General features: G+C 33.5%; 23 protein-coding genes. 11 read left to right on the top strand and 12 right to left on the bottom strand.

Annotated elements, in window-relative coordinates; genetic code table 11:
• Window positions 1–191 precede the first annotated feature (191 nt).
• Window positions 192–443 carry a hypothetical protein gene (locus ACYQZV_RS06390; RefSeq protein WP_459894117.1) on the bottom strand — a complete coding sequence of 84 codons (252 nt, stop codon included), beginning with the start codon at window positions 441–443 and terminating at the stop codon, window positions 192–194.
• Window positions 444–530: 87 nt separating this feature from the next.
• The gene (locus tag ACYQZV_RS06395) at window positions 531–1,649 is read right to left on the bottom strand and encodes an aminotransferase class I/II-fold pyridoxal phosphate-dependent enzyme (protein ID WP_459894119.1); all 1,119 of its coding nucleotides are present in this window, start codon (window positions 1,647–1,649) and stop codon (window positions 531–533) included.
• Between the two features lie 45 nt (window positions 1,650–1,694).
• Here ACYQZV_RS06395 and ACYQZV_RS06400 point away from each other — a divergent pair, with 45 nt between their 5' ends.
• The 11 genes from ACYQZV_RS06400 to ACYQZV_RS06450 are packed head-to-tail and all read left to right on the top strand — an operon-like array spanning window position 1,695 to window position 12,840.
• Complete coding sequence (locus ACYQZV_RS06400; RefSeq protein WP_459894121.1) at window positions 1,695–2,483, top strand: thiamine pyrophosphate-dependent enzyme; 789 nt, start codon at window positions 1,695–1,697, stop codon at window positions 2,481–2,483.
• Window positions 2,484–2,534: 51 nt separating this feature from the next.
• Window positions 2,535–3,080, top strand: coding sequence for a hypothetical protein (locus ACYQZV_RS06405; protein WP_459894123.1), 546 nt, complete (start codon window positions 2,535–2,537; stop codon window positions 3,078–3,080).
• 10 nt (window positions 3,081–3,090) lie between these two features.
• Window positions 3,091–5,532, top strand: a complete 2,442-nt coding sequence (locus ACYQZV_RS06410; protein ID WP_459894125.1) for a dynamin family protein — start codon at window positions 3,091–3,093, stop codon at window positions 5,530–5,532.
• 10 nt (window positions 5,533–5,542) lie between these two features.
• The gene (locus tag ACYQZV_RS06415) at window positions 5,543–6,343 is read left to right on the top strand and encodes an oxygen-binding di-iron domain-containing protein (protein ID WP_459894127.1); all 801 of its coding nucleotides are present in this window, start codon (window positions 5,543–5,545) and stop codon (window positions 6,341–6,343) included.
• A 45-nt stretch (window positions 6,344–6,388) separates the two neighbouring features.
• On the top strand, window positions 6,389–7,246 hold the full coding sequence (locus ACYQZV_RS06420) for a type II secretion system protein M (protein WP_459894129.1): 858 nt from the start codon (window positions 6,389–6,391) through the stop codon (window positions 7,244–7,246).
• On the top strand, window positions 7,230–7,982 hold the full coding sequence (locus tag ACYQZV_RS06425) for a hypothetical protein (protein WP_459894130.1): 753 nt from the start codon (window positions 7,230–7,232) through the stop codon (window positions 7,980–7,982). Before ACYQZV_RS06420 ends, ACYQZV_RS06425 begins: the two co-directional genes overlap by 17 nt.
• Entirely contained in the window at window positions 7,957–8,295 is a 339-nt protein-coding gene (locus ACYQZV_RS06430; protein WP_459894131.1) for a hypothetical protein, read from the top strand. Before ACYQZV_RS06425 ends, ACYQZV_RS06430 begins: the two co-directional genes overlap by 26 nt.
• Entirely contained in the window at window positions 8,292–10,247 is a 1,956-nt protein-coding gene (locus tag ACYQZV_RS06435) for a type II and III secretion system protein (protein WP_459894133.1), read from the top strand. The genes ACYQZV_RS06430 and ACYQZV_RS06435 overlap by 4 nt, the downstream gene beginning before the upstream one ends.
• On the top strand, window positions 10,244–11,062 hold the full coding sequence (locus ACYQZV_RS06440; RefSeq protein ID WP_459894135.1) for a hypothetical protein: 819 nt from the start codon (window positions 10,244–10,246) through the stop codon (window positions 11,060–11,062). Before ACYQZV_RS06435 ends, ACYQZV_RS06440 begins: the two co-directional genes overlap by 4 nt.
• A complete protein-coding gene (locus tag ACYQZV_RS06445; protein WP_459894137.1) occupies window positions 11,062–12,270 on the top strand; it encodes a type II secretion system F family protein in 1,209 nt (402 codons plus the stop codon). Before ACYQZV_RS06440 ends, ACYQZV_RS06445 begins: the two co-directional genes overlap by 1 nt.
• A 42-nt stretch (window positions 12,271–12,312) precedes the next feature.
• Window positions 12,313–12,840 (top strand): cytochrome b/b6 domain-containing protein, encoded by a 528-nt coding sequence (locus ACYQZV_RS06450; RefSeq protein ID WP_459894138.1) that lies wholly within the window; start codon window positions 12,313–12,315, stop codon window positions 12,838–12,840.
• Here ACYQZV_RS06450 and ACYQZV_RS06455 read toward each other — a convergent pair.
• The 10 genes from ACYQZV_RS06455 to thrS all read right to left on the bottom strand — a co-directional run bounded on the left by ACYQZV_RS06455 (window position 12,833) and on the right by thrS (window position 23,762).
• Window positions 12,833–14,203, bottom strand: coding sequence for an FAD-binding oxidoreductase (locus ACYQZV_RS06455; protein ID WP_459894139.1), 1,371 nt, complete (start codon window positions 14,201–14,203; stop codon window positions 12,833–12,835). The two genes, ACYQZV_RS06450 and ACYQZV_RS06455, sit on opposite strands and share 8 nt — an antisense overlap.
• A 51-nt stretch (window positions 14,204–14,254) precedes the next feature.
• On the bottom strand, window positions 14,255–15,520 hold the full coding sequence (gene ahcY / locus ACYQZV_RS06460; RefSeq protein WP_459894141.1) for an adenosylhomocysteinase: 1,266 nt from the start codon (window positions 15,518–15,520) through the stop codon (window positions 14,255–14,257).
• Window positions 15,517–16,008, bottom strand: a complete 492-nt coding sequence (locus ACYQZV_RS06465; RefSeq protein ID WP_459894212.1) for a V4R domain-containing protein — start codon at window positions 16,006–16,008, stop codon at window positions 15,517–15,519. Before ACYQZV_RS06465 ends, ahcY begins: the two co-directional genes overlap by 4 nt.
• Before the next feature lie 27 nt (window positions 16,009–16,035).
• Window positions 16,036–17,295 carry a diaminopimelate decarboxylase gene (lysA, locus tag ACYQZV_RS06470; RefSeq protein ID WP_459894142.1) on the bottom strand — a complete coding sequence of 420 codons (1,260 nt, stop codon included), beginning with the start codon at window positions 17,293–17,295 and terminating at the stop codon, window positions 16,036–16,038.
• Window positions 17,292–17,663, bottom strand: coding sequence for a holo-ACP synthase (gene acpS / locus ACYQZV_RS06475; protein ID WP_459894144.1), 372 nt, complete (start codon window positions 17,661–17,663; stop codon window positions 17,292–17,294). Before acpS ends, lysA begins: the two co-directional genes overlap by 4 nt.
• A complete protein-coding gene (locus tag ACYQZV_RS06480; protein ID WP_459894146.1) occupies window positions 17,657–17,878 on the bottom strand; it encodes a YgaP family membrane protein in 222 nt (73 codons plus the stop codon). Before ACYQZV_RS06480 ends, acpS begins: the two co-directional genes overlap by 7 nt.
• An 11-nt stretch (window positions 17,879–17,889) precedes the next feature.
• A complete protein-coding gene (gene leuC, locus ACYQZV_RS06485) occupies window positions 17,890–19,164 on the bottom strand; it encodes a 3-isopropylmalate dehydratase large subunit (protein WP_459894148.1) in 1,275 nt (424 codons plus the stop codon).
• Window positions 19,165–19,230: 66 nt separating this feature from the next.
• Window positions 19,231–21,138: an ATP-dependent zinc metalloprotease FtsH gene (gene ftsH, locus ACYQZV_RS06490; protein WP_459894150.1), complete on the bottom strand. Its 1,908-nt coding sequence runs from the start codon at window positions 21,136–21,138 to the stop codon at window positions 19,231–19,233.
• Between the two features lie 48 nt (window positions 21,139–21,186).
• On the bottom strand, window positions 21,187–21,852 hold the full coding sequence (gene bioD, locus ACYQZV_RS06495) for a dethiobiotin synthase (protein ID WP_459894152.1): 666 nt from the start codon (window positions 21,850–21,852) through the stop codon (window positions 21,187–21,189).
• Window positions 21,849–23,762 carry a threonine--tRNA ligase gene (gene thrS / locus ACYQZV_RS06500; RefSeq protein ID WP_459894153.1) on the bottom strand — a complete coding sequence of 638 codons (1,914 nt, stop codon included), beginning with the start codon at window positions 23,760–23,762 and terminating at the stop codon, window positions 21,849–21,851. The genes bioD and thrS overlap by 4 nt, the downstream gene beginning before the upstream one ends.
• Window positions 23,763–23,773: the final 11 nt, after the last annotated feature.

Genomic DNA, 23,773 nt, shown 5'->3' on the forward strand with positions numbered 1-23,773 from the left:
CTAAAAAAGGCGCTATAAACTTCCTTGTTATTTGTGTGAATTTTGTCTGTTCTATCATGCTTATATTATACTTTGCTTTTATTAAGTTTTCATTAAAACAATTTATTATTTCTTTTGCATTTTTTGATTTTTAAATTTAATTTTCATATATGTTAAATAATTGTGATTGCCCTAGCATTAGGGCAATTAATTTAGGATTCTTCATCTAATATAAGAAGGACATCTACTCTTGACATATCAACGCTAATAAGTTTAGCTATGTCTTCATTTGAAACATCTTCTGAACTTGCGATGTCTGGTAAGTGTCTTTTGTCCACTACTGCTACTATCTTGTTCATCTTGATGAGCTTTTCCTCTATCCTTTCTAAAGACTTTTGGCTTTTACACCTTATAAGCCTTATTCTATTCAACGTCTTGCTTCTTACCAAGCTTCTTAGCTTCATATTTTACCTCCTTTTAGGTATATCATAAGTATATGTTGCTAATGTTAATATTTTATTAATTTTTGATGAAAAATATATGAATAGTATTTACATTTTTAAGCTTTTAAAGGCTTCATAAAGAGCTTCCAAATCTTCTTTAGAATAGGATAGAGAAGATGTTAACCTTAGTATAGCTTTATCTTTTGGTACAGTTGGATATCTTATAGCCTGTATGAAGACATCTTTTTCAAGTAGCTTATTTCTCAATTCTAAAGCTTTGTCTTCTTCCCCTATTTTTATAGGTATTATAGGTGTTATAAAATCATCTTTTGTATAAAAATTACACTCTTTTATTATGTAAAGTAGCTGCTTTGTTTTTTCTTGGAGTTCTTTTTTGTAAAAGTTGATGTTATTTTTAATAAGCTCTAAGGCTTTGATAGAAGCGAAAACCATTGGAAGCCCCAAAGCAGTAGAAAATATATAAGACCTTGCTTTATTTACTATGTAATCTATAATTATTTTGCTAGCACATACAAAACCACCTTGAGACCCTATGGCTTTTGATAAAGTACCCATTATAATTGTATTTTCTTCTGGTAAAAGCTTAAAAAAGTCGTATATACCTTTACCTATTGTCCCTGTAGCATGAGCTTCGTCCAATATGAGGTATGCGTCAAAGTCCTTTGATATCTTTATTAGCTCTTCTAACCTTGCAACGTCTCCTTCCATGCTAAATACAGAATCAGATACTATATAGGCTCTTCTATGTTTAGATCTTGATGATTTTAAAAGCTCAAAAAGGTGATTTATATTATTATGTTTATAAATGTATTTTGAAGCTTTAGATAGTCTTATTCCATCTATTATGGAAGCATGATTTAATTCATCGCTATAAAAAGCGTCTTTCTCATCTCCTAATGCCTGGAAAAGCCCTATATTCGTGGAATATCCGGATGGAAAAACTATACAATCTTCCATAGATTTTAGTTTGCTAAGCAAATATTCTAATTTCTCATGGTATTTTGTATATCCACTTACAAGACCTGAAGCACTTGCCCCTACCGTGTTTGTCTGTTTAAGCTTGCTTATAACAAAATCTATTACTTCCTTATTTTTAGACATACCAAGATAGTCGTTTGAGCAAAATACCTTTTTGTTTTCTATAGCTTGCCTTTCCCTATAGAGTTTCTTGCTTTTAATATAATTCAATTCTTCTTCAAAATTCATAAATGTATTATACAAATTTTTATAAAAAGTGATAAAATTATATTTATGATTACAAAAAGCTTGTACACGGGGGCAGAAATAACTTGGTGTAGGAACTGTGGAAATTTTGGTATATTAGGTGCTGTAGGAGCAGCTTTAAACGAGCTTACAGATGATATACCTTTGGAAAACTTTGTTATGGTAACTGGAATAGGTTGTCATGGTAAAATATTTGATTACGTAGATATAAACAGCTTTTATTCGTTGCACGGAAGATCTATTGCTACAGCAAGTGGTATAAAGCTTGCAAATGAGAACTTAAAAGTAGTTTGCTTTGTAGGAGATGGTGATGGCTACGGCGAGGGAATGGAGCATCTTATATTTGCTGCTAAAAGAAATATAGATATTACTGTTATAGTTCATGATAATAGAGCTTATAGTCTTACTACTGGTCAGTTTACACCTACAAGTGCTTTAGATTTTAAAGGTAAGTCCACTCCAAAAGGTCCCCCAGAAGATCCTATAAATCCTATATCTTTTTTAATGGAAGCAGGGGCTACTTTTGTAGCAAGGGGCTATTCTGGTTATATAGATCACCTTAAAGATATTGTTAAAAAAGCTATTCTACATAAAGGCTTTTCTATTGTGGAGGTTTTACAGCCTTGTGTTGTATTTTATAACACCTACGACTTTTACAACCAGCATGTTTATAAACTAGAAAATCATGATACTAGCGATTATGAAAAGGCCTACAAAATAGCAAAAGAATGGGATTATGTAAAAACAGATACAAGAATACCGATAGGTATTATATATGAAAGAAAGGATAAGAAAATTTATGAGGAGAGAATGTAAAATGTACTCTAAAAAATTATGCTATAATTATTCTATGAAAGGGGGCAAGTGATGAAGGTAAGATTTTTTATGCTTTTATCGATTACATTTGTTGTTATTTTCATTTTTATTCCAAATATCTCTATCGCTTATCCATCTGACTTAAAAGATCAGATTGCCTTGGTATTTAATGTGTTAACCGGTAAATCTTGTAACAATCTTTATGATGCAGCAAATGCTATATATAGAAATCAAGCTAACAAATATAACGCCGATATAACCCCGCTAACCTCATATGAAAAGGTGAAGAGTATATGTAAAGAAAATAGGTTTATATGTTCTGAAGATAACGATGAGCTTTTGTTTAAGGTAGGACATATAGCAGATACAAGCGACCATTATAAAATTGCCACTATAGATTTTTATACGAAAAACAATAAACATCTTGTTACTAAATGTAATGTTGTAGTAAATACTAATAATACCAACAGAGGCTATCCTATATCTTTGCCGCAGATATCTGATAATCTAAGAAAATGTGTGCAAACTATAGAAAATAAAAAATGTGTTGTAGAAGCATTAAACAACATATATACTACTTTGGAAACTTCGCCATAGGAGAAATAGTATGAAAGTAAAAAAGATTTATAGTGCGTCTGAGATCGGGGACTTAGATGTTATTTATCTTTACAACGGTAATTTAGAGTTATTTAAATTTATTGAAAGTCTCGGTAAAGAAAGCAAAGATATTATGAAGATTAAAGTTACAAACTATATAGATTTTAGCAAGCCTGTCAAACTTGTTACCCCTACTTCCGATATAGAATTTACAAATATAGAAGATCTTTTAAGATATATAAACTATGAAGATATTAAAAAATACAAGCTCATAACTGAAAACAAAGTAGACCTTTTTAGGCTTTTACAAAATTTATCCTACGTGCAGATTTTCATAAATATTTACACAAAAGAAGATCTTAAATGGTTAAGTGTATACGAGAGTTTATACCACAACATAGGAATGTTTGAAAATACTACGATTCAGCTACTAGAGATGGTTAAATCTACAAATATAGAAAATTATGGTTATGGTGATGTTAAAGGCTTATTTATAAAAAAATTAGAAGACATATACTCACATGTTGTTGATATAAAAAGTAGAAATTTAAAAGTATCAGTATTAGCTAGTAAAAAATCTGGAAAAAGCGTATTTGTTAATTCTATTCTTAAAGACTGGTATTCTCCTACTAGTTTGGAGCTACCAACGCCTAATATATGTAGGTTTATACCGTCTAAAAATAATGAAATTATCTTCAAATATCAAAATCAAGAGATTAAGTTTGAAAGACCGAAGGATCTTTACAAATATTTGGAAAAAATATATATAGAAGCCAGAGATAAAAACGAAGGTCTCGATGATATGGAGATTTATTATAGAGTAGACAACGAGGATTATAGCTACGAAACCTTGGATACACCAGGGCCTAATCTTGCAGGAGCTACAAAGCATAGAGAGATTACCGAAAGAGTGATAAGGGAGAGCGATGTTGCCATCTTTTTAATAGATTATACAAAGCACCTAGAAAGCGATGAAGAGGAGTTTTTGAAGCACTTAAAATCAGAATTTGAAAAATATGGCAAAATCCATTCTTTTGTTATCATTGTTAATAAAATGGATCAGAAATTTTTGTCAGAGGATGCAAACAGAAATAGCACAAGAATACTAGATTATATAAGATATAAGTTAACTTTACTAGGCTATCACGATTTTGTAGTATTTGGTGTATCAGCTTTGCAATATTTCTCAGCATTGATAGCGGAAAGAATATGCAATGAATGTAGAAATTTATCTGGCAAGGCTCTTGTAGATAAGCTAGACGAACTTACGTATCAACTTGGGAACTCGGAAGAATCCACCTTGTTAAATTTTGCCTACGAAATTACTAGAAGATACATAAGGATGGAAGGTGAAGATGATATAACATTGGATAGGCTTAAAGAACTAAGCGGTATTCCTTTTGCACTTAATTATATAGGAGCTGTTGCTAAAGACAGAGCTATGTTTGAAAAGCTTAGAAACTCTATTTATAAATTGGATGAAGATAAAGTATCTATAAATACCGGATTGTCACTTATAAAATTGCAACTCTCTGAAAATAAGGAAAGATTAAGAGCAATATTAGACATATTCCAAACTAGTGTAGAGTCAATAAATAAGCAAGTAGAAGATTATTTAGCCAATAGAGACAAGGATGTAAAATCAGCTTCTTATTACACTGAAGATATTAAAAAAAATCTTATAAGCAATATAGAAGAGCTTGTAAATAAAGAAATAGAGGATGCAAAGAATAGGTTATCTTCTAAAGAAATAAAATCAAAGGATGAAATATACTTACTATTGGAAAATCAGATTAAAAAAATCACAGAAGAGGCATCGGTTATATTTACGAAGCACTTAAACGATATTATAGGGCAAATAAAAACTATGTTAGATCAGAATGTTGTAACGGTTCAGCAGAAGCTATCTTTTGTTAGAGATGAGTATAACGTTACTATAAAGAGGATCAACGAAATAATAAAATCTGATATGGATGTAGATTCATTTTTCCCAGAGTTAAAAGTTGATGTTCAAATAAGGATGGAGGATCTTATTTCTATACTAAATGAGCTTGTAAAGTCTACAACTGACATTAAGTTAGACTATGATGAGTATATAACTCAAGAAAAAAGAGGATTTTTGTTTTTTAAGAAAACAGTATATAGCATAGGGGATTTAGACTCTTTGATTGTGGATATAGTTTATGCTATTAAAAAACATACACATCAAGTATTCAGTGCTTTAGAAAGCAACATAGAAAATACGTTATCCAAACTAAAGAGAAAACTTGATGAACAGATAAGAGAGATAGACGCTTTTGCTAAAGAGCAACTGGAATTAGCTAAAAATCATATAGAAGAAGACACAAAAAGAGCTAAATCGGCTTTGGTAGAATTAGCTGGTTTCACTCAAGTGTTCCAAGAAGTCACTAATGTGTGGGATAACTTGATAAAACCTCTTCAATTAAATTAAGGAGTTTGTTATGGAAAGGGTATTATTTGAAAATGCTAATCATAAGTTTATACTTTTGGGGTTCAAAGAATCGGCTAATGAGGATGGTGTTCCTACCAATCAATATTTGATTGTAAACAATGGAAAGGGTATCTTGTTAGATCCGGGTGGTTTTGGCCTTTATCCAAAGTTATCTAAAAGGGTGCTTAATTATTTAGATTCTACAGAAGACCTTGTGGCAATTTTTTTATCTCACCAGGACCCAGATGTAGCTGGTGGGGTGGGAACATGGTTAAGAGTGTTTATGGACGCTAAAGTATATATGTCTCATGTATGGCATAGGTTTATCCCTCACTATAATATAGATGATGCATCATCTTTTATTGCTATAGATGATAAAGGAGGCACTATAAAAGTAGGAGATGTCGAACTTGTGGTAGTACCAGCTTATTTTAATCATTCTCCTGGGAATCTCAATATATATGATCCTATATCAAATATACTGTTTTCTGGAGATATAGGTGCTGGCGCTGAGGGTTGTCCTCATGACGATATATGGGTAGCTGATTGGTTTAATTATAGTAAATGTATAACTCCATTCCACAGAAGGTATATGTCCTCTAATAAAACGTTGAAATTATGGGTAAACTTAGTTAGAGAACTATCACCTAGTATAATAGCCCCTCAGCATGGTTATTTGTATAAGGGAAGCTATGTAGAAAATTTACTAGATTATTTATGGGATTTACGTTGCGGCGTTGATGTGGCGGAAGAGTTTTATCCTAAAACTTTAAATAAGAATGTTTTTGGGCAAGAAGGTTTAATTTTATGATAATATCTTCTAAATTTTTTATTTGTATAACCGATTTAAATCAATATGATGAATAAAGTTAAAGATAGAATCTTAGATTGGTATGGTTCTCTTACGGAGAGAGACAAAAAGATTGTAGTCCTATTTATAGCATTTTTATTGCCCGCTCTTAGCATATATGTTTACTTTAAAGAAACTGCCAAGCACGGCGAAATTGAGCAGAAAATAGAAAGCTTACCTTCGCTAGAGCAACTCAAATTACAATCTATAAATATGGAGAAGCAGATCGTTTATTATAAAAGCCAAATACCAAAACTATCCGCTATTCTTTTGAGCCCTAATATAAAATATGCCTACGCTACTATGCCTAATCAAATACCTATAATTTTATCAGCTTCTATATCTCAGGCTGGTGGATATATTGTGTCCTTAGAAGAAGGCATTCCTAAAGATGTTATGGTAGACGAAAATGGTAAGATATCAACAATTGTTTTAAAGAATAAAAGCAAAAATAATAAGGTTAAAAATACATATCAAGAAAATAGGATGTTTGATGTACAGATTGTGCCAGTTAAGTTATCTATAGCTGTATCTCGAAGCAACATAGATAATCTATTCTCTTTGTTAAATCAACCAAATCCTTCGTACCCTTTTCTATTTATCAACAGTATAAAGTTTGGTTTTGGAAGATCTCAGTGCACTACAAATATATTTAACAACAACGGTTATTACGTAGTAAATTCTGAAGTCAATTACCCTAAATACTTTAATACTTCTAAACCTATAATGGTGTGTTTGTCTGGGTATGTTATATCTGATATAAGGGCTAATTCATTTACAAATCGTGGTAAACTTGTAAACCGTGGTAGACTTGTAAACCGTGGTAGACTTGTAGGGAGTGTTGAAAATGGCAAGGCAAGGTAAGCTCAAAAAGCTAAATGTTAATTTACTAAAAGATAGACTATCTTCCGAAAGCTCTATATTGTCAAAACTTCCTACGAGCACATTGCTATCTTTATTTCATATAACCTTAGATGAAGAAACCATCAAAAGTCCAACCTTTATAATTCTTTCCTTGTCTTTTGTAGTGTTTTTACTTTTTATTGTTATAGATGTGTTTTTGTTTTTTTCTAATTTATCTTTAGAAGCATCTTATAAGGAACGTTTGTTGGCTATCAAGCCTTATCAAAATAAGATATCCATTTTAACTAAAGAAGTTAGTTTATTGAGAACTAAATATAATGAGCTAAACAATAGAATTTCTAGCTTTAAATATATAAACAATATATTTGACAACTATCATAATCAATATGCTGCTTTGTCTAGCTTTGTTAGTTTTGTTTTATTTAATTTCACAAATCAAGGTATTTATCCCTCTTCAGTAAGCATAAACACCAATCCAATTAGTTTAAATCCTAGCACTGTAAATGTTTCAATAGATACAGAATCTTTTCAAAATAAGTCTCCTGTAGCTAATTTAAAATATATGAACGGATGTTACGATGTAAACATTCCTAAATTATGTATAAATTCTATACAAGAGCAAGATACTTTAAAAGTGAATAAGTTTGGGTTTGCATATTTTGAAAAACATTTTAATTTAACAGCTAGTTTTGTATCCAAGGGAGGACATCATGAAAATCTTAAGAAGACTAACTAATTATGGTGTTATCATTGTATCGTTGTTTAATATAACCTATGCTACAAGTATACCACGACCGACAAGTATACCACGCCCTACAAGTATACCACGCTCTACGAGCGCAACATCCAATAAAATTCCTTATTATAATATTTCAAATGCAGAAGGATATGTAAGCGTAGAAAATAATGGCGTTACAAAATATTTTATAGTAGTATCATCTGGAAATGGTATACAACTAATACCTGTTAAAGAAAATCCGAAAAATATTTTGAAAAGCGTAGATAAGGTCATTAGCAATATAAATAATGTAGGAGGTATTAAAAAATGAAAAGCGGTCTTAAGAACAAATTTAAAATGCTATGCTATGGTTTATGTGTAAGCGTTTTTTTAACTTCAAGCATATCTAATGCCAATAGTATTATAAAAAATATGAAATTCGAAAATGCTAAATTATCAGATGTAATTAAAACTATTGCAAGTATAGACAATAAAAGTGTAATGTTTGGTCCTAAATTTAAAGATGAAAAAGTGAATATAGATATTACAAGACCAATATCTGCTGATGAGCTTTTTAATGATATATTAAGAGAATATTGTTTGTCTTATACACTGACAAATGGTATATTTGTTATAAATTCCGGTAAATGTATAAGTACCAATGCTGCCCTACCACCTTTATCTTCTTTGCTTAAAAATAGTGGTTATCCATTAGCTTCTATCCCTACCGCTTTATCAAATCAGCAAACTTTTAATACTAAAACAGAAACCATAATACTTAGGGGTATAAGCGCTAAAGATGCCTATGATTTAATTAAACCTATCAAGGGTATATATAAGGTATATCTAGCTAATAAAATAAATGTCATTGTAGTTTCAGGTTCTTCTAAAGCTATAAAAGAGGTAAATACTAAGTTAAAGCCATATTTTCAACAACATCCCAGATTCGGAGAAGCTCTTATAAGCGCCCCTCTTTACGTATACGATATTAGCCCAGTTAACTTTGAAAAGTTGATATCTCACTATTTATCAAAAGAAGCTGTTATAATACACGAAGAGGGTAACAAAATTATATTAGAAGACTATCCAAAAAATATTGAAAATGTTTTAGATTATTTTCCTCAATATGTTTCTGTTAAGCCAAAGTATATAACAGAAGTGTTGTTTATAAAAAAAGACTTGGACAAAGCGTATAACCTAGCTAAAGCTTGTCGCCTTAAAAATGTAGCTAAGAGTAGTGAATTTAAAGCAATAGTACTAACAGGTGCGCCTCAAAGTGTAGTTTTCTGTGAGAAAAAGTTATCTAGTTATGTGTCAAAAGCTCCTAGAAAAAATGTTATGAAATCAGAAACATTTTATATAAAGTATATTACTCTAGATAAATTTGAAAAGCTTATAAAACCATACCTTTCAGATAAAGCCATAGTAACACCGATAAATAAGATGGATGCTGTAACAATTATAGATTATATTCAAAATCTAGAAGACATAAAAAAGCACTTAAAACAGTATATATCTACTAAGCCTCTTTATATACAAATTGATGTTAAAGCTATAGAGATAAGTAAAGATTATCAGAAGCAGTTGGGTTTGGGAGTTGGTGGTGCTTACGAAGGAAGAGGCATTACTCTTTTAAATACTAGCAATTTTAATCCTACAAATCCATTGGCTAATGCTTTTAGTTTTATAGGCAGTGGTGGTAGTCCATCTGTTGTAGCTTCACCAGTTAATCCTCCCAATGGTCTGATATCTGGCATATACTCAGAAGGTAAATTTCATATTTTAGGTTTTGAAATACAAGCTTTAGAATCTATAAACAAAGCTAAAAGTGTTTTCAAGAGTACATTGCTGGCTATGAATGACCAACCTACTTTACTAACTCAAGGTATAGAATATCCTTTTACAACTATATCTACACCAGGTCAAGCCGTGCCCACTGTTACACTTCAAAATGTGCTTAACTCTATAAAAGTGACACCGCAGGTATTACCTAATGGAAAAATATTGTTAAATATAAATATTCAAAATATGTCATTAGGACCTTTGGCATCCAACGGACAACCCACCATAAATCAAAATAGCAACTCTTTATCTATAGTATTGTCAGACGGTGCCACTTTAGCGATTGGTGGAGTGGGGCTCAAAAACGAAAGCAATAGTTTACAAGGCATCCCTGGTCTTGACAAGGTTCCAATAGTAGGAAATATCGGTATGAACAAAAATGAATCGTCTAATGATACTAACTTGTTCATATTTATAACTGCTAAGAGGGTAGAGAAATGAAATTTTCTATAAGTTTAAAGCAGAAAAAAGCGTATAGCATATTCCTATCCAACAGTTATTTTAGTTTAACGCTTTTAGATAAGGATTCTTGTAAGTTGATAGCAAAGCATGAAAAAAGCCATGATTCTTTTACAATAATAGATGATATAAGGCAGAAAGCGTCATCTTTTAAGGATATAGAAGCAGGTGATGCCCATATAATTTTAGATGTTGGTTTTGGGATAGTAAAAACAAGATTTTTACCAAAAGCTATAAAGCAAAAAGATGTAGAAAATGCCCTGAGAATATCTTTAGAAACCGAGATAGGTCATAAATTAAATAAACATTACATAGCTTACGATATATTGTATAAGACAGACGAAGGAAATACGTATGTGGTAGCTTATGCCGAAAAAGAAGATATTATATTAGCTGAAAAGTCTTTTAAAAAGTATGGCTTTAAGATAAAAAGCGTATCGCATTTTGTTATAGATTTCATCAATGCCTTAATAGATTTAAACGTAGGGATACCTATAAATGCGGTTTATATCAATAAAGATTATTACTTTTTGTTAAAACTTGGTGATAGGTTCATAGATTATAAAAAGGTAGATATAACTAATTTTAGCGAACAAAGGGAGACCATTTTAGATGATATAAACAGCTCTGTGCTTTTTTTAGGTTTAGAAGATATTAAGCTTGTATACTCTAGCCTATTTGCTGAAGACCACGATTTTTACGATAGATTGAGGAATCTTTTACACGTTAAAGATGAATTATCTCCACCGTACGATTTTGAATGTTATCTTTTGCAAGTGAACAGAGGTGTTTACTAATGCCTAAGTTTCAATATGTAGCTTATACAAAAGATGGTAAGCTAGAAAAAGGTGTTATAGACGCTCAAAATCAAGATGCTATAGCACAAATACTCTCTTCTAAAGAGTTAATACCTATATCTATAGAGCTTGCTAAAGAGAGAAGCTTAACATTTGGCTTTAGCAAGAAGATAAAAGAACGGGATTTATCTTTGGTATTAAGACAGATAGGCTTTCTAATACAAGTGGGTATAAGTGTGCCTCAAGCTTTTGAGATGGCAGCCAAACAAATAAACAACCAAAGCTTTAAAAATATACTTTTAGAAGTTTCGAAGGATGTGAGTGAAGGACTTACCGTCGGTCAAGCTATGCAGAAAAGAAAAAATGTCTTTCCTCCTCTTCTTATAAGCTTAGTGATTACTGGTGAAGAAACAGGTCAACTTGATAGGTCTATGATTCTTGCATCCGATTATTATGAAAAGCTTGCAAAGATAAAAGGTAAGATAAAGAGTGCATCTTTTTATCCTTCTTTTGTATTGATTATAGCAACTATAATAACCACAGGTATAATATATTTCTTGGTACCAATTTTTGCTAGCATATATAAAGGTTTTGGTGCATCTTTACCGCTTCCAACCCTTATGTTGTTAAAAGCTTCTAATTTCCTACATGAAAATATTTTGACGTTTGTTGTTGTATTGGTTGCTTTTAGCTTTATTTTTAAGCGCCTTTATCAAAGTAATATGGAATTTAGAAAACGCGTAGAAACAACTTTGCTTAAAATTCCAGTCATTGGAAACGTTTTTCACAAGATAATGATGAACTCTTTTGCCACATCGCTATCTTCTTTATTTTCTAGCGGTGTATCTTTGGATAGGTCTTTAGAGCTTATAGCTCAAACTAGCACAATGCAGATAGTAAAAGAAGGCGTAGAAAAAGCTTCAAAAGCTGTAAGGGAAGGCAAGCCACTTTGGATAGCCTTAAAAGATACAGGATTGTTTGACGAGCTTTTTATATCTATGGTAAAAATAGGTGAAGATACTGGTAGACTTGACGATTTACTTCAAAGTATAGTTAGATTTTATGAAGAAGAAGTGGACAAAGCTATAGATGCCATGATTTCTTTAATAGAACCAACTATGATTGTGATAATAGGTGGTATAATAGGAGTTATATTGATAGCTCTTTACATGCCTATATTTAAAATAGGCTCGTTGATAAAATCTTAATTATTTTATATTTTTTTCACAAGTAAGTTGTATAATTTTACTATGCATAGAGATTGGTCAAATACTTATAAATATTTGCATTGGGTTTTTGCTCCATTGATAGCTTTGCAGCTGTTTTTGTCGCTTTTTATGAGCTCTAAAAAACAAGGTCTTCCTAACTTACTTTTCAACATTCATATAACAATAGGACCTATATTAGCTGGGGTTATAGTAGCCCTTTGGGTTTATGTACTCACAAATGAAACGTTAAGAAGACATTTTTTTCCATATAAAGATTGGGAGGAGGTCGTAAAAGATTTTAGGAATCTACTCAACTTTAAACTGGCTGAAACAGGACCAAGACCCGGGTTGCCCGGTTTTGTGCATGGCCTCGGCTTAATAGATGTTAGCATAGTGCTTATAGCTGGAGTTGTTATGCATTTTCTTTTTCCATTTTCTTTAAAAGACCCTTCTTTAAAACCTATTGTAGGTGTATTTATGGAAATTCATGACTTTTTTGGAAACTCAATGTGGGTTTACATGTTAGGCCATACTTTTATGGCGCTTTTACATAGAATATCATCTAGATAACCTTTCCTGGATTGAAAAGATTTTTTGGGTCAAAGCTTTGTTTTATTGCTTTTAAAAGCTCAATACCAACGTCTTTTAATTGCCATTCTAAAAACTTCTTCTTAGTTAGTCCTACCCCATGTTCTCCTGTAATAGAGCCCTGATAAGATAGGGCAAGCTCAAACACCTCATCCACAGCCTTTTCTGCTCTTTCTAATTCTTCTTTGTTCAGCTTATCATAAAGTATATTGACATGTAAGTTTCCGTCTCCTATATGGCCGAAATTTACTATTGTAAGATCGTATTTTTTTGCTATTTCGTTTATTTTTTGTAAAGCCTCTGATAAATATATTCTTGGAAATACTATGTCTTCGTTTATCTTTCCAGACTTTATGTTTGCAAGTGCTGGACCTATATTTTTTCTAGCACTCCAAAGTTTTTGTTCATGTTGAGGATCCTTGGCTGGTATTACTTTTGCTCCTAAGGATGTTAATATGTTTGATACTTCAGCTTTTTCTTTTTCCACGCTCTCTTTTTGTCCGTCTAACTCTATCAGCAGTACTCCTTCAGCATCTTCTGGTATACCTGCAGGGTAAAATTTTTGTACGGCTATTATAGAGTTTTTATCCATAAATTCTAAAGCGGATGGTAGTATTCCTGAAGTCATAATTTTTGTTACGGCTCTTCCAATATTTGGTATATCGTTGAAGATGCCCATTATGGTAGATTTGTAAGGCGGCTTTGGTATTAGTTTTATTATAGCTTTTGATACTATACCAAGCGTACCTTCGGAGCCTATTATCAGTCTTGTAAGATCGTATCCAGCTACATCTTTTATTATAGGGTTGCCGGTTTTTAGGAGTTTCCCCTCTTTTATATATGTTTCAAGACCCAGTATGTACTCTCTTGTAACACCATACTTAAGGCATCTTGGTCCACCAGCGTTTTCTGCTATATTGCCACCTATTGTAGAGTATTTAAAGCTTGACGGATCCGGCGGATAAAAAAGTCCTAGAGACTCTACGTAGTCTTGAAACTCTGATGTAACTACGCCAGGTTCTACGTATGCTGTAGTATTGTCAATATCCACTTGGAATTTGTTCATCTTTTCAAGAGATATTACCAAAGAGCCTTCTACTATAGGGGTAGCTCCGCCAGTTAAGCCAGAACCAGCCCCTCTTGGCACCATAGGAATATCCTCTTCATAACATATTTTTACTATAGTTTCTATATCTTCTTGGGATGTTGGAAAGGCTACTGCCATTGGCGTAGTATGTTCTATAGGTATTGCGGTAGCATCGTAAGAATATAACTTTCGTTCAACTATTGAATCATTTATTTTGTTGCCTAAGGCGTCTTTTAACTTTTTAAGTTTTTTGTCCATGTATTAGATAATAACGTATGCTTTTTTTGTTTCAAGGGTTTTAATCACTTATTAAGTACCGTGTTCCCATGAAGAAAGATATGCTATTTGCTCTTCTGTCAATTTATCTATCTCTATACCCATTGAGTCTAACTTTAGTTTAGCCACCTTTTGGTCTATGTCATCTGGCACTTTGTATACATCCTTTTCTAGTTTATCGTGGTTGCTTAGTATATATTCTGCTGATAAAGCTTGATTAGCAAAAGACATGTCCATAACTGATGCCGGATGTCCTTCTGCGGCTGCTAAATTTACCAATCTTCCCTCTGCTAATACATATATTCTCTTTTTACCATGCTTTGTTTTAATTATATATTCCTTCACCATGGGTCTTTTTTCGTTTTTTTCTATAGCAACGCTTTCTAAATATCTAACATCTATCTCTACATCAAAATGCCCTGAGTTTGACACTATAGCACCATCTTTTATTACTTCAAAGTGCTCCTCTCTTATAACTTTGGTGTTTCCTGTAACGGTAACAAATATATCTCCCAAAGGTGCAGCCTTTTCCATGGGCATCACTAGAAAACCATCCATCCTTGCTTCTAAGGCTTTTATAGGGTCTACTTCTGTTACTATGACGTTTGCCCCCATACCCCTTGCTCTCATAGCTACACCTTTACCGCACCATCCATAACCAGCTACTACAAAAGTAGAACCAGCTATTAATCTATTTGTAGCTCTTAGAATTCCATCCAATGTTGATTGTCCTGTCCCGTATCTATTATCAAACATATGTTTTGTAAGAGCATCGTTTACAGCTATCACCGGGAATTTTAGCGCTTTATCTTTGGCCATTGCTTTAAGTCTTACCACACCTGTTGTAGTCTCTTCCATTGCTCCAAGGATCTTTTCCGTCAGATTGCTATACTCTTTATGAGCTGTTGATATAAGATCTGCTCCATCGTCTATAAGTATGTTTGGATGATTATCCAGTATAGCTCTTAGGTGTTTGTAAAACGTATTGTTATCCTCACCTTTTATAGCAAATACGGGTATATCGTAATCTTTTACTAAGGATGCTGCTACATCGTCTTGAGTAGACAATGGATTTGAAGCTGATAAAAGTATGTTTGCACCGCCTTCTTTTAACGTAATCATAAGGTTTGCAGTTTCAGTGGTTACATGAAGACAAGCCCCTATGGTTATGCCTTGAAAAGGCTTTCTTTTTGAAAAGTCTTCTCTTATGGATTTTAAAACTGGCATATCAAGAGCAGCCCATTCTATTCTGTCTTTTCCTTGTTTTGCTAAACTTATATCTTTTATATCGTACTTCATTTGCTGGTCTCCTTTTTTATTTTAAAAACACATTTTTCATGGCCTTGGGCTTGGCAAGAGATTTCTGTTACGTTATACTTTGTTTGTAAAAGCTCAGTTAAAAAGCCGCTAAAAAAACCTGCCATTGGTTCACAAACAGGTTTTTTACTTTCAGGTATTGCCTCCACCAAGATGGAGCCCTCTATATATATCTCCATTTTCTCTAAGGATGTTTCCATAAAAGTAATTAATCTAGAAGACTCGGCTATTATGGTTAATAAATCTAAAGCCTCTGAGAGTTTATCGGTAGTAACTTCATACCTTTCTTTCAAAGTTATTGCACCCTTTTTCCCACCAAGCTCCGCTGCTTTTTTCACAAATTTACCTACCCCGATAGCGTTTAGTTTGAAAAGCTCTTTATAACCGTCTATCAAGGCTGATCTATGAATCAGCACCGACTCCCTTTCTATTGCTTCTGCCAGTATTCTGAGGTTATCTCTAAATTCCATGCTTTCACCCATTTATTTATTATATCACTATAAGATGGCCTCGTCGTAATCTATATAATCATAGGTCTCTCTACTTCTTATAAGCCTATATTTTCCTTTCTCTACCAAGACTTCTCCAGACCTTGGCCTTATGTTATAATTGCTAGACATTGAAAAACCATAAGCTCCAGCGCTAAGTACTGCCAGATAATCTCCTCGCTCTACCATGGGAATTTCTCTATCTTGAGCTAAGAAGTCTCCCGTTTCACATATTGGGCCTACTATATCAGTCTTTATATAAGATTCTTCACGCTTTTTGTGGGTAGGTATTATTTGATGATAAGCTCCATATATTGATGGTCTAATTAGGTCATTCATTCCCGCATCCACTATCACGAAGTGCTTATGTCCCTTGTCTTTTAGAAATTGTACTTGGGTAATCAATATTCCTGCGTTTCCTACCATAGACCTACCTGGTTCTAAGCAAAGTTTAGCTTTTATATCTTTAAAAGCAGGATATACAGCTTCTTTTAAGTCATTTGGGTGTGGCTCTTGTTCTTCGGGTTTATATTTTATACCTAGACCACCACCTATATCTATATATTTTATATCAAAGTCATCTTTTATAAGCTGATCGTACAGTTCTCTGACCTTTTCTGATGCTTCTATATAAGGCGATACATCTAGCAGCTGAGAACCAATATGACAATGTATACCAACTATGTTTAGGTGTTTTAAGCTTTTTGCATATTGATATTCTTTGTAAGCTGTTTTTATATCAACACCAAATTTGCTTTTTTTCATACCGGTAGATATATATGGATGGGTCTTAGGATCTACATCTGGGTTTACTCTAATGGCTATATTCGCTTTTTTACCTAAGCTTTTAGCGATATCGTTTAATATATCAAGTTCCATAGAGGATTCTACGTTAAACATTTTAATACCGGCTTCAATGGCCATTTTTAACTCTTCTACAGTTTTTCCTACTCCTGCATATACTATTTTTGAAGGGTCTATGCCAGCTTTTAGAACTTTCCTTAATTCGCCGCCTGATACTATATCTGCTCCAAAGCCTTCATCTTTTAAAAGTTTTATTATACTTAGATTTCCATTTGCTTTTAAAGCATAGTGAAAATCCGCATCTTTAAAGGCATCTTTATAGGCCTTTGCCTTATCTCTTATGTGGGAAGCCGAATAAATGTAAAGCGGTGTGCCAAACTCTTTTGCGAGCTCTTCTAAGCTAACGTCTTCTAAAAAAAGTTTACCGTTTTTGTATTCAAGATATTTGTTGTAATCCTTTATCATATAATCTCCTCTTTAGTGATATAACATATTGCTATGGAAAATTCTTTTTCATGAGATATCGATATGAAAGGTTTAAGCTTTTTAGCTTTTAATAAATCATTTATGTAAGCATTGTTTAATTTTAAATCCGGTACTCCGTTCCTAGATTTTATAATCTCAAAGTCTCTGAAACTAAACTTTTTATTTAAAAGCATAGAAAAAGCCTTTATAGAAGCCTCTTTTGCAGCAAATCTCCCTGCCAAACATTCTATATTCATTTTACATAAGTTTATCTCATAATCTGTGTAGATCCTTCTTAAAAAATGATAGCCAAACTTTTCTATAGCTTTAGCTATCCTTACGTTTTTAACTATGTCTATACCTAGCAATCCTCTTCTATCCCTAAATTTTTTAGCATAGTTATTGCTGGGCACCAATTTGTAAAAGCTGACTGTATTTGGTTTATAGCCATGAAAAGGATAAGTAGTTTCCAAACAATCCCTACATTTGACCCCATGATACCAAACAAAAATATAAATAAAAGCACGCTACCAGACAAAAGTCTCAAAGCTTGATTTAATTTTAGGCTTTTTAGAAACTCCATTTTTTCCTCCTTTATACTAAAACTTCTGATGCTACTTCTTCAGGGTGAGCTATCCTACCCATAACGGCACTTGCGGCAACTACTGCTGGGCTAGCTAAGTAAGCTTCACTTTGAGGATGACCCATACGACCAGGGAAGTTTCTATTGGAAGTAGATATGCACCTTTCGCCTTTAGCGAGTATTCCCATGTGTCCACCTAAGCAAGGGCCACAGGTTGATGTGCTAACTATGCAACCTGCTTCTATAAATATATCGATAAGACCTTCATGTAAAGCTTGAAGATATACGTTTTTTGAGGCTGGAATTACTATACATCTAGTGTACGGATGCACCTTTTTGCCTCTTAGTATATTTGCAGCTATTCTCAAATCTTCTATACGACCGTTTGTGCAAGAGCCTATAAAAGCTTGATCTATAGTTATATGAGTAGATTCCGATACAGGATGAACATTTGAAGGCAGATAAGGCCAAGCCACCATGGGCTCTATAGAAGACGAGTCCCATTCGTAAGTTTCTATATAATTAGCGTCTTTATCGCTTTGGTATATCTTATAGGGTTTTTTTGCTCTTTTTTCTACATATGCTATAGTTTTTTCATCTGGAGATATTATACCGCTTTTCCCACCTGCTTCTATAGCCATATTTGCTATGGTAAGCCTTTGAGATATATCCAAATCTCTTATAGCTTCTCCATCAAATTCCATAGCTCTATAAAGTGCTCCATCTACACCTATTTGGCCTATTGTGTATAATATCAAGTCTTTACCGCTTACCCACTTGTTTAGTTTTCCATAAAATATAAATTTCATCGACTCTGGCACCTTTAGCCATATCTCTCCTGTAGCCATAGCGTAAGCCAAGTCGGTGCTTCCTACTCCTGTAGAAAATGCTCCTATTCCACCGTAAGTGCAGGTATGAGAGTCTGCTCCAACCACCAAATCCCCTGGAACTACTATACCGTTTTCTGGCAAAAGTGTATGTTCGATGCCTTCGCCTTCTCCAAAAAACCATTTTATACTATGTTTTTTGGCAAAATCCCTAACTATTTTTGCCTGTTCAGCAGACTTTATATCTTTTGCTGGTACAAAATGAGATAGCACCAACGCTATCTTTTCTTTGTCAAAAACTTTTTCTATACCATATTTTTCTAAGGTTTTTATAGATAAAGGAGCTGTAACATCGTTTGCCATTGCCAAATCTATTTTGGCAGTTACAAGTTCGCCCGGGAAAACTTCTTTTTTCCCAGCGTGATCAGCTATTATCTTTTCAGTAATTGTATGACCCATATAACACCTCTTAAAATTAGGATTTTATTTTAAAGCATAAGTGCTTTAATGTCAAGCCTTTGTTCATCATATGTTAACTATATCCTTATTAATTTCTGGCTCTATAGAATCTTTTTTCTCCAAGGATTCTTCTTGCTTACAAGAGTTTTTCACTTCTACACCATGTAAACTTAAGATTGAAACAAATTCTTTACAATCTATAGTCTCTTTTTCTATAAGTCTTTTTACCACACTACTCAAAGCCTCTTTGTTTTCAGATATTATGCGCTTAGTTTCTTCATAGGCAGAGGTTAAAAGTTTTTGCACTTCTTTATCTATCTCTTTGAGAAGCTCTGGGCTTCCTTCCATTACAGTAGAGCCACCTAAAAACGGATTTACATTGCGCCTTACGGATATAGGTCCAATGTTATCGCTCATACCCCATGTAGCTACTATCCTGTATGCCAAATCTGTAGCTCTTTGAAGGTCATTTTCAGCACCAGTGGTTATACCATCTTTGCCATAGAAAACTTCTTCTGCACATCTTCCACCCATGAGTATATGTATCCTCGACAACAAATCGGATTTATCGTATATGTGTTTATCATCTATTGGAAGCTGAGTAGTTACACCTAAAGCCATACCTCTTGGTATTATAGAAACCTTGTGCAGTGGGTCTGCATTGGGCATCATTAAGCCAATAATGGCATGGCCTGCTTCATGAACAGCTATCTTTTCTTTTTCTTTAGGAGATATTGCCATGCCTCTTCTTTCTAAGCCCATCATAACCCTATCTATGGCTTCTTCTAAGTCTTCCATAGTTATAAGGTCTTTCCTTTTTCTAGCCGCAAGAAGCGCTGCCTCGTTTAGTATGTTCTCCAAATCCGCTCCAGTAAATCCTGGCGTTGCCCTTGCTATTAGCTCTAGATCAACATCTTTAGCTAAAGGTTTATTTTTGGCATGTACTTTTAAAATTTCATATCTTCCCTTTACATCAGGTTTCGGTATAAATATTTGTCTATCAAATCTACCAGGTCTCAATAGAGCAGGGTCGAGAATATCTGGTCTGTTGGTGGCCGCTATTATGAGTATGCCTTCTGATGTATCAAAACCATCCATTTCTACTAAAAGCTGATTTAAAGTTTGCTCTCTTTCATCGTTACCACCTAAGTTTATAGCTCCCCTTGTCCTTCCTACGGCATCTATTTCGTCTATAAATACTATGCAGGGAGCATTTTTACGAGCTGTTTCAAAAGTATCCCTCATTCTTGCAGCACCAACCCCTACAAACATTTCTACAAAATCTGAACCTGATACCGATATGAATGGCACATGGGCTTCTCCAGCCAATGCCTTTGCCAATAGTGTTTTGCCAACCCCTGGTTCTCCGTAAAATAAGATTCCTTTTGGTGGTCTACCCCCCAACTTCCTAAATCTGGCAGGGTCTTTTAGATACTCTATAACTTCTGCCACTTCTTCTTTTACCTCATCCATGCCAGCTACGTTGTCTAGTTTTACGTTTGGTTTCTCTTCTATGTAAACCTTGGCTTTGGATTTTCCGAAAGAAAAAGCTCTTGTAGGTCCACCATTTCCCATTTGTCTCATCATTAAAATCCAAATACCAGCGAATAAAAGCACTGGGAACCAAGATATTAACATAGAGACTAGCCAATTGCCATTAGAGGATATATCGCTGGAGCTATTAGGCGATGCGTTTACTTTTACACCATCTTTTATCATTTCGTCTATTATTCCTGTATAACCATTTGGTATATAAGTTTCCACCTTTTGTCCATCTTTAGTATACGCTATAATTTTATTGCCTTTAATATCTGCCTCACCTATTTTGTTTTGTTTTACCATGTTTACCAACGTTGTCAAAGACATAGGTGTAGAGCTTGGTGAGGACGAACCCTTTTCCTCAAACAAATTAAAAGCCACTATCATAAAACCAATAATTAAAAACCAAATAAGAATATTCTTAGCAGTTTGCAAATTCACTTACCTCCAAAATAAGGTGATAAATATAAATTTAAAATAAAATTAAAAATTAGCAATACTTTTCCAGATATCTTCCGCCAATCTAAGACGATGATTTTCATCTGGGTTTTTATCAAGTTTCCATACAGTTATATTCTCTTCTATCATGTCTTTTAGTATGTCAGCATTTGAATATTGAGAAGGTTCTTCGTAGTCAAATCCATTTAAAATAAATCCAATAGGTTTTATATCTTTGCTTTTGAGATAAAAATAAGTCAAAAAGCTATGGTTTAATGTCCCAAGAGAAGCCCTTGCCACTATAAGGGGCTTTGCGTTCAAAGCTTTTATCAAAAAAGCATAGTCTACAAGAGGTTTTACTTTTATAGGTACAGATATTCCACCAGCACCTTCTACTATTAGAATATCTGATTTTTGCTCTAAGTTTATTATCGCATTGATGATCTTATCAATATCTATATCTTTATTTTCATCTAATACGCATGCGTATGGAGACATTGGCTTTTTAAAAGTATATATAACTGTTTCCTGCCAGGGTTTACCTAACATTTGGCTTATTTTATAAGCGTCTTCTGGTTTGTCTTCTACTCCAGTTTCTATAGGTTTTAAATAGTTTACGTTTATGTTTATGCTTTTTAAATATCTTACTAGCAATGCACTTACGTAAGTTTTACCAACACCTGTATCTGTGGCACTAACAAAAAGTATCATACTTTGTTTTTAGTAGTTTCATCCATTTTTTCTATAAAATCATTAATACTTACAACGCCTTGTAGATTTTCGTATTTGCTTCTTATGGATACGGTTTTATCGCTAGCTTCTTTATCTCCTAATACAAGTATTATAGGTATTTTTTTTAGCTCGTTGTCTCTTATTTTGGCGTTCATTCTCTCTGTTCTATCATCTATATAAGCCCTTATATTTTTGGCTTTTAAAAGCTCAAACACTTCTTTTGCATAGTCTAAATGTCTATCAGCTATTGGTATGATAGCCACTTGTATAGGAGATAACCATATTGGAAAATTGCCAGCGTAGTGCTCTATTAGAACGCCTGTAAATCTCTCGATAGAACCCAACAAAGCTCTGTGTATTATATACGGTCTATGTTTTTTGTTGTCTTCACCTATGTATGTAAGGTCAAAGCGTTCTGGAAGGTTAAAATCAAACTGTATTGTAGAGCACTGCCAAAATCTACCTATGGCATCTTTTATCTTTATGTCTATTTTTGGTCCGTAAAAAGCGCCACCTCCTTCATCTATCTCATATGTTTTACCGAGAGTTTCAAGTGCTTCTTTTAATGCCCCTTCCGATATTTGCCAGTTTTCTTCTGTACCTATAGCATCTTTTGGTTTTGTGGATATGAATATTTGATAATCGTTAAAGCCAAAATCTTTCAATACGTCGAAGGCAAGCTCTAGAGTTTCTTTTATAACGTTTTTTACATCTTCTTCCTTGCAAAAGATGTGAGCGTCATCTTGAGTAAATCCTCTTACTCTCATTAGTCCGTGCAATACCCCAGACATCTCGTATCTGTAAACAGTGCCAAGCTCTGCTATCTTAATAGGAAGCTCTTTGTAGCTCCTTATCTTTGATTTATATATAGCCATGTGAAATGGGCAGTTCATTGGTTTCACATAATAAGACTCTTCTTCAATTTTCATCTCTGGAAACATATTTTCTTTGTAATAACTAAGATGCCCGCTTGTTTCCCAAAGGGTTGACTTCCCTACATGCGGTGTATAGACAAACTGATAGTTTAAATCTTTGTGCTTTTTCCTCAAATAATCTTCTATGACTTGTCTTAATATAGCTCCTTTTGGAAGCCATATAATAAGACCTGGTCCTACTTGTTCATCTATTGTAAAAAGTTCAAGCTCTTTTCCCAGTCTTCTGTGGTCTCTTTTTTTTGCCTCTTCGTAAAGCTTTAGTCTTTCTTCTAACTCTTTTTCTGTCCAAAAGGCTATGCCATATATCCTTTGTAGCATAGGCTTTGATGAGTCCCCTCTCCAATAAGCACCAGCTACTGAGCTAAGTTTAAAAGCGCCAGCTAAAGCTGTATTGGGAATATGAGGTCCTCTACATAAATCTACAAAGTCTCCTTGCTCATATACGCTTATCTTTGCATTGGTTGGCAAAGAATTTATAATGTCTAACTTGTATACTTCTTTCTTGTTTTCAAAAAACTTTAACGCCTCTTCCCTTGAGAGTTCTTTTCTTTTAATGTCTAAGTTTCTTTTTATTATTTCTCTCATTTTATCTTCTATAGTTTTTAAATCATCTTCACTTATATGATGCCCTTCTACTTCTACATCGTAAAAAAATCCATCTTCAGTGGTAGGTCCTATACCAAGATGAACCTTTTCATCACCGTATATTTCTTTTAAAGCTTGTGCCATTATGTGAGCTAGCGAATGTCTCAATATATCAAGACTTTCCTTGTCTTGTTTAGTGATGAGTTTTAGTTTTCCGCCATGATAAATTGGTGTTTGAAGATCGTATATTATACCGTCTACAGATATACCTATTGTATCATTTGGAGTTTTGTTTATGGCTTTTAAAAGCTCTATACCAGTGATGCCTTCTTGTATATCATAATTTTGTCCTTCAAACTCTAAAATCATGCTATACCTCT

This window comes from Hydrogenobaculum acidophilum, from assembly GCF_054656715.1.

Bases quoted from the DNA above. Each gene is read 5' to 3' on its own strand.
- ACYQZV_RS06390 (WP_459894117.1), bottom strand. From the start codon at position 443: ATGAAGCTAAGAAGCTTGGTAAGAAGCAAGACGTTGAATAGAATAAGG.
- ACYQZV_RS06395 (WP_459894119.1), bottom strand. From the start codon at position 1,649: ATGAATTTTGAAGAAGAATTGAATTATATTAAAAGCAAGAAACTCTAT.
- ACYQZV_RS06400 (WP_459894121.1), top strand. From the start codon at position 1,695: ATGATTACAAAAAGCTTGTACACGGGGGCAGAAATAACTTGGTGTAGG.
- ACYQZV_RS06405 (WP_459894123.1), top strand. From the start codon at position 2,535: ATGAAGGTAAGATTTTTTATGCTTTTATCGATTACATTTGTTGTTATT.
- ACYQZV_RS06410 (WP_459894125.1), top strand. From the start codon at position 3,091: ATGAAAGTAAAAAAGATTTATAGTGCGTCTGAGATCGGGGACTTAGAT.
- ACYQZV_RS06415 (WP_459894127.1), top strand. From the start codon at position 5,543: ATGGAAAGGGTATTATTTGAAAATGCTAATCATAAGTTTATACTTTTG.
- ACYQZV_RS06420 (WP_459894129.1), top strand. From the start codon at position 6,389: ATGATGAATAAAGTTAAAGATAGAATCTTAGATTGGTATGGTTCTCTT.
- ACYQZV_RS06425 (WP_459894130.1), top strand. From the start codon at position 7,230: ATGGCAAGGCAAGGTAAGCTCAAAAAGCTAAATGTTAATTTACTAAAA.
- ACYQZV_RS06430 (WP_459894131.1), top strand. From the start codon at position 7,957: ATGAAAATCTTAAGAAGACTAACTAATTATGGTGTTATCATTGTATCG.
- ACYQZV_RS06435 (WP_459894133.1), top strand. From the start codon at position 8,292: ATGAAAAGCGGTCTTAAGAACAAATTTAAAATGCTATGCTATGGTTTA.
- ACYQZV_RS06440 (WP_459894135.1), top strand. From the start codon at position 10,244: ATGAAATTTTCTATAAGTTTAAAGCAGAAAAAAGCGTATAGCATATTC.
- ACYQZV_RS06445 (WP_459894137.1), top strand. From the start codon at position 11,062: ATGCCTAAGTTTCAATATGTAGCTTATACAAAAGATGGTAAGCTAGAA.
- ACYQZV_RS06450 (WP_459894138.1), top strand. From the start codon at position 12,313: ATGCATAGAGATTGGTCAAATACTTATAAATATTTGCATTGGGTTTTT.
- ACYQZV_RS06455 (WP_459894139.1), bottom strand. From the start codon at position 14,203: ATGGACAAAAAACTTAAAAAGTTAAAAGACGCCTTAGGCAACAAAATA.
- ahcY (WP_459894141.1), bottom strand. From the start codon at position 15,520: ATGAAGTACGATATAAAAGATATAAGTTTAGCAAAACAAGGAAAAGAC.
- ACYQZV_RS06465 (WP_459894212.1), bottom strand. From the start codon at position 16,008: ATGGAATTTAGAGATAACCTCAGAATACTGGCAGAAGCAATAGAAAGG.
- lysA (WP_459894142.1), bottom strand. From the start codon at position 17,295: ATGATAAAGGATTACAACAAATATCTTGAATACAAAAACGGTAAACTT.
- ACYQZV_RS06480 (WP_459894146.1), bottom strand. From the start codon at position 17,878: ATGGAGTTTCTAAAAAGCCTAAAATTAAATCAAGCTTTGAGACTTTTG.
- leuC (WP_459894148.1), bottom strand. From the start codon at position 19,164: ATGGGTCATACAATTACTGAAAAGATAATAGCTGATCACGCTGGGAAA.
- bioD (WP_459894152.1), bottom strand. From the start codon at position 21,852: ATGATACTTTTTGTTAGTGCCACAGATACAGGTGTTGGTAAAACTTAC.
- thrS (WP_459894153.1), bottom strand. From the start codon at position 23,762: ATGATTTTAGAGTTTGAAGGACAAAATTATGATATACAAGAAGGCATC.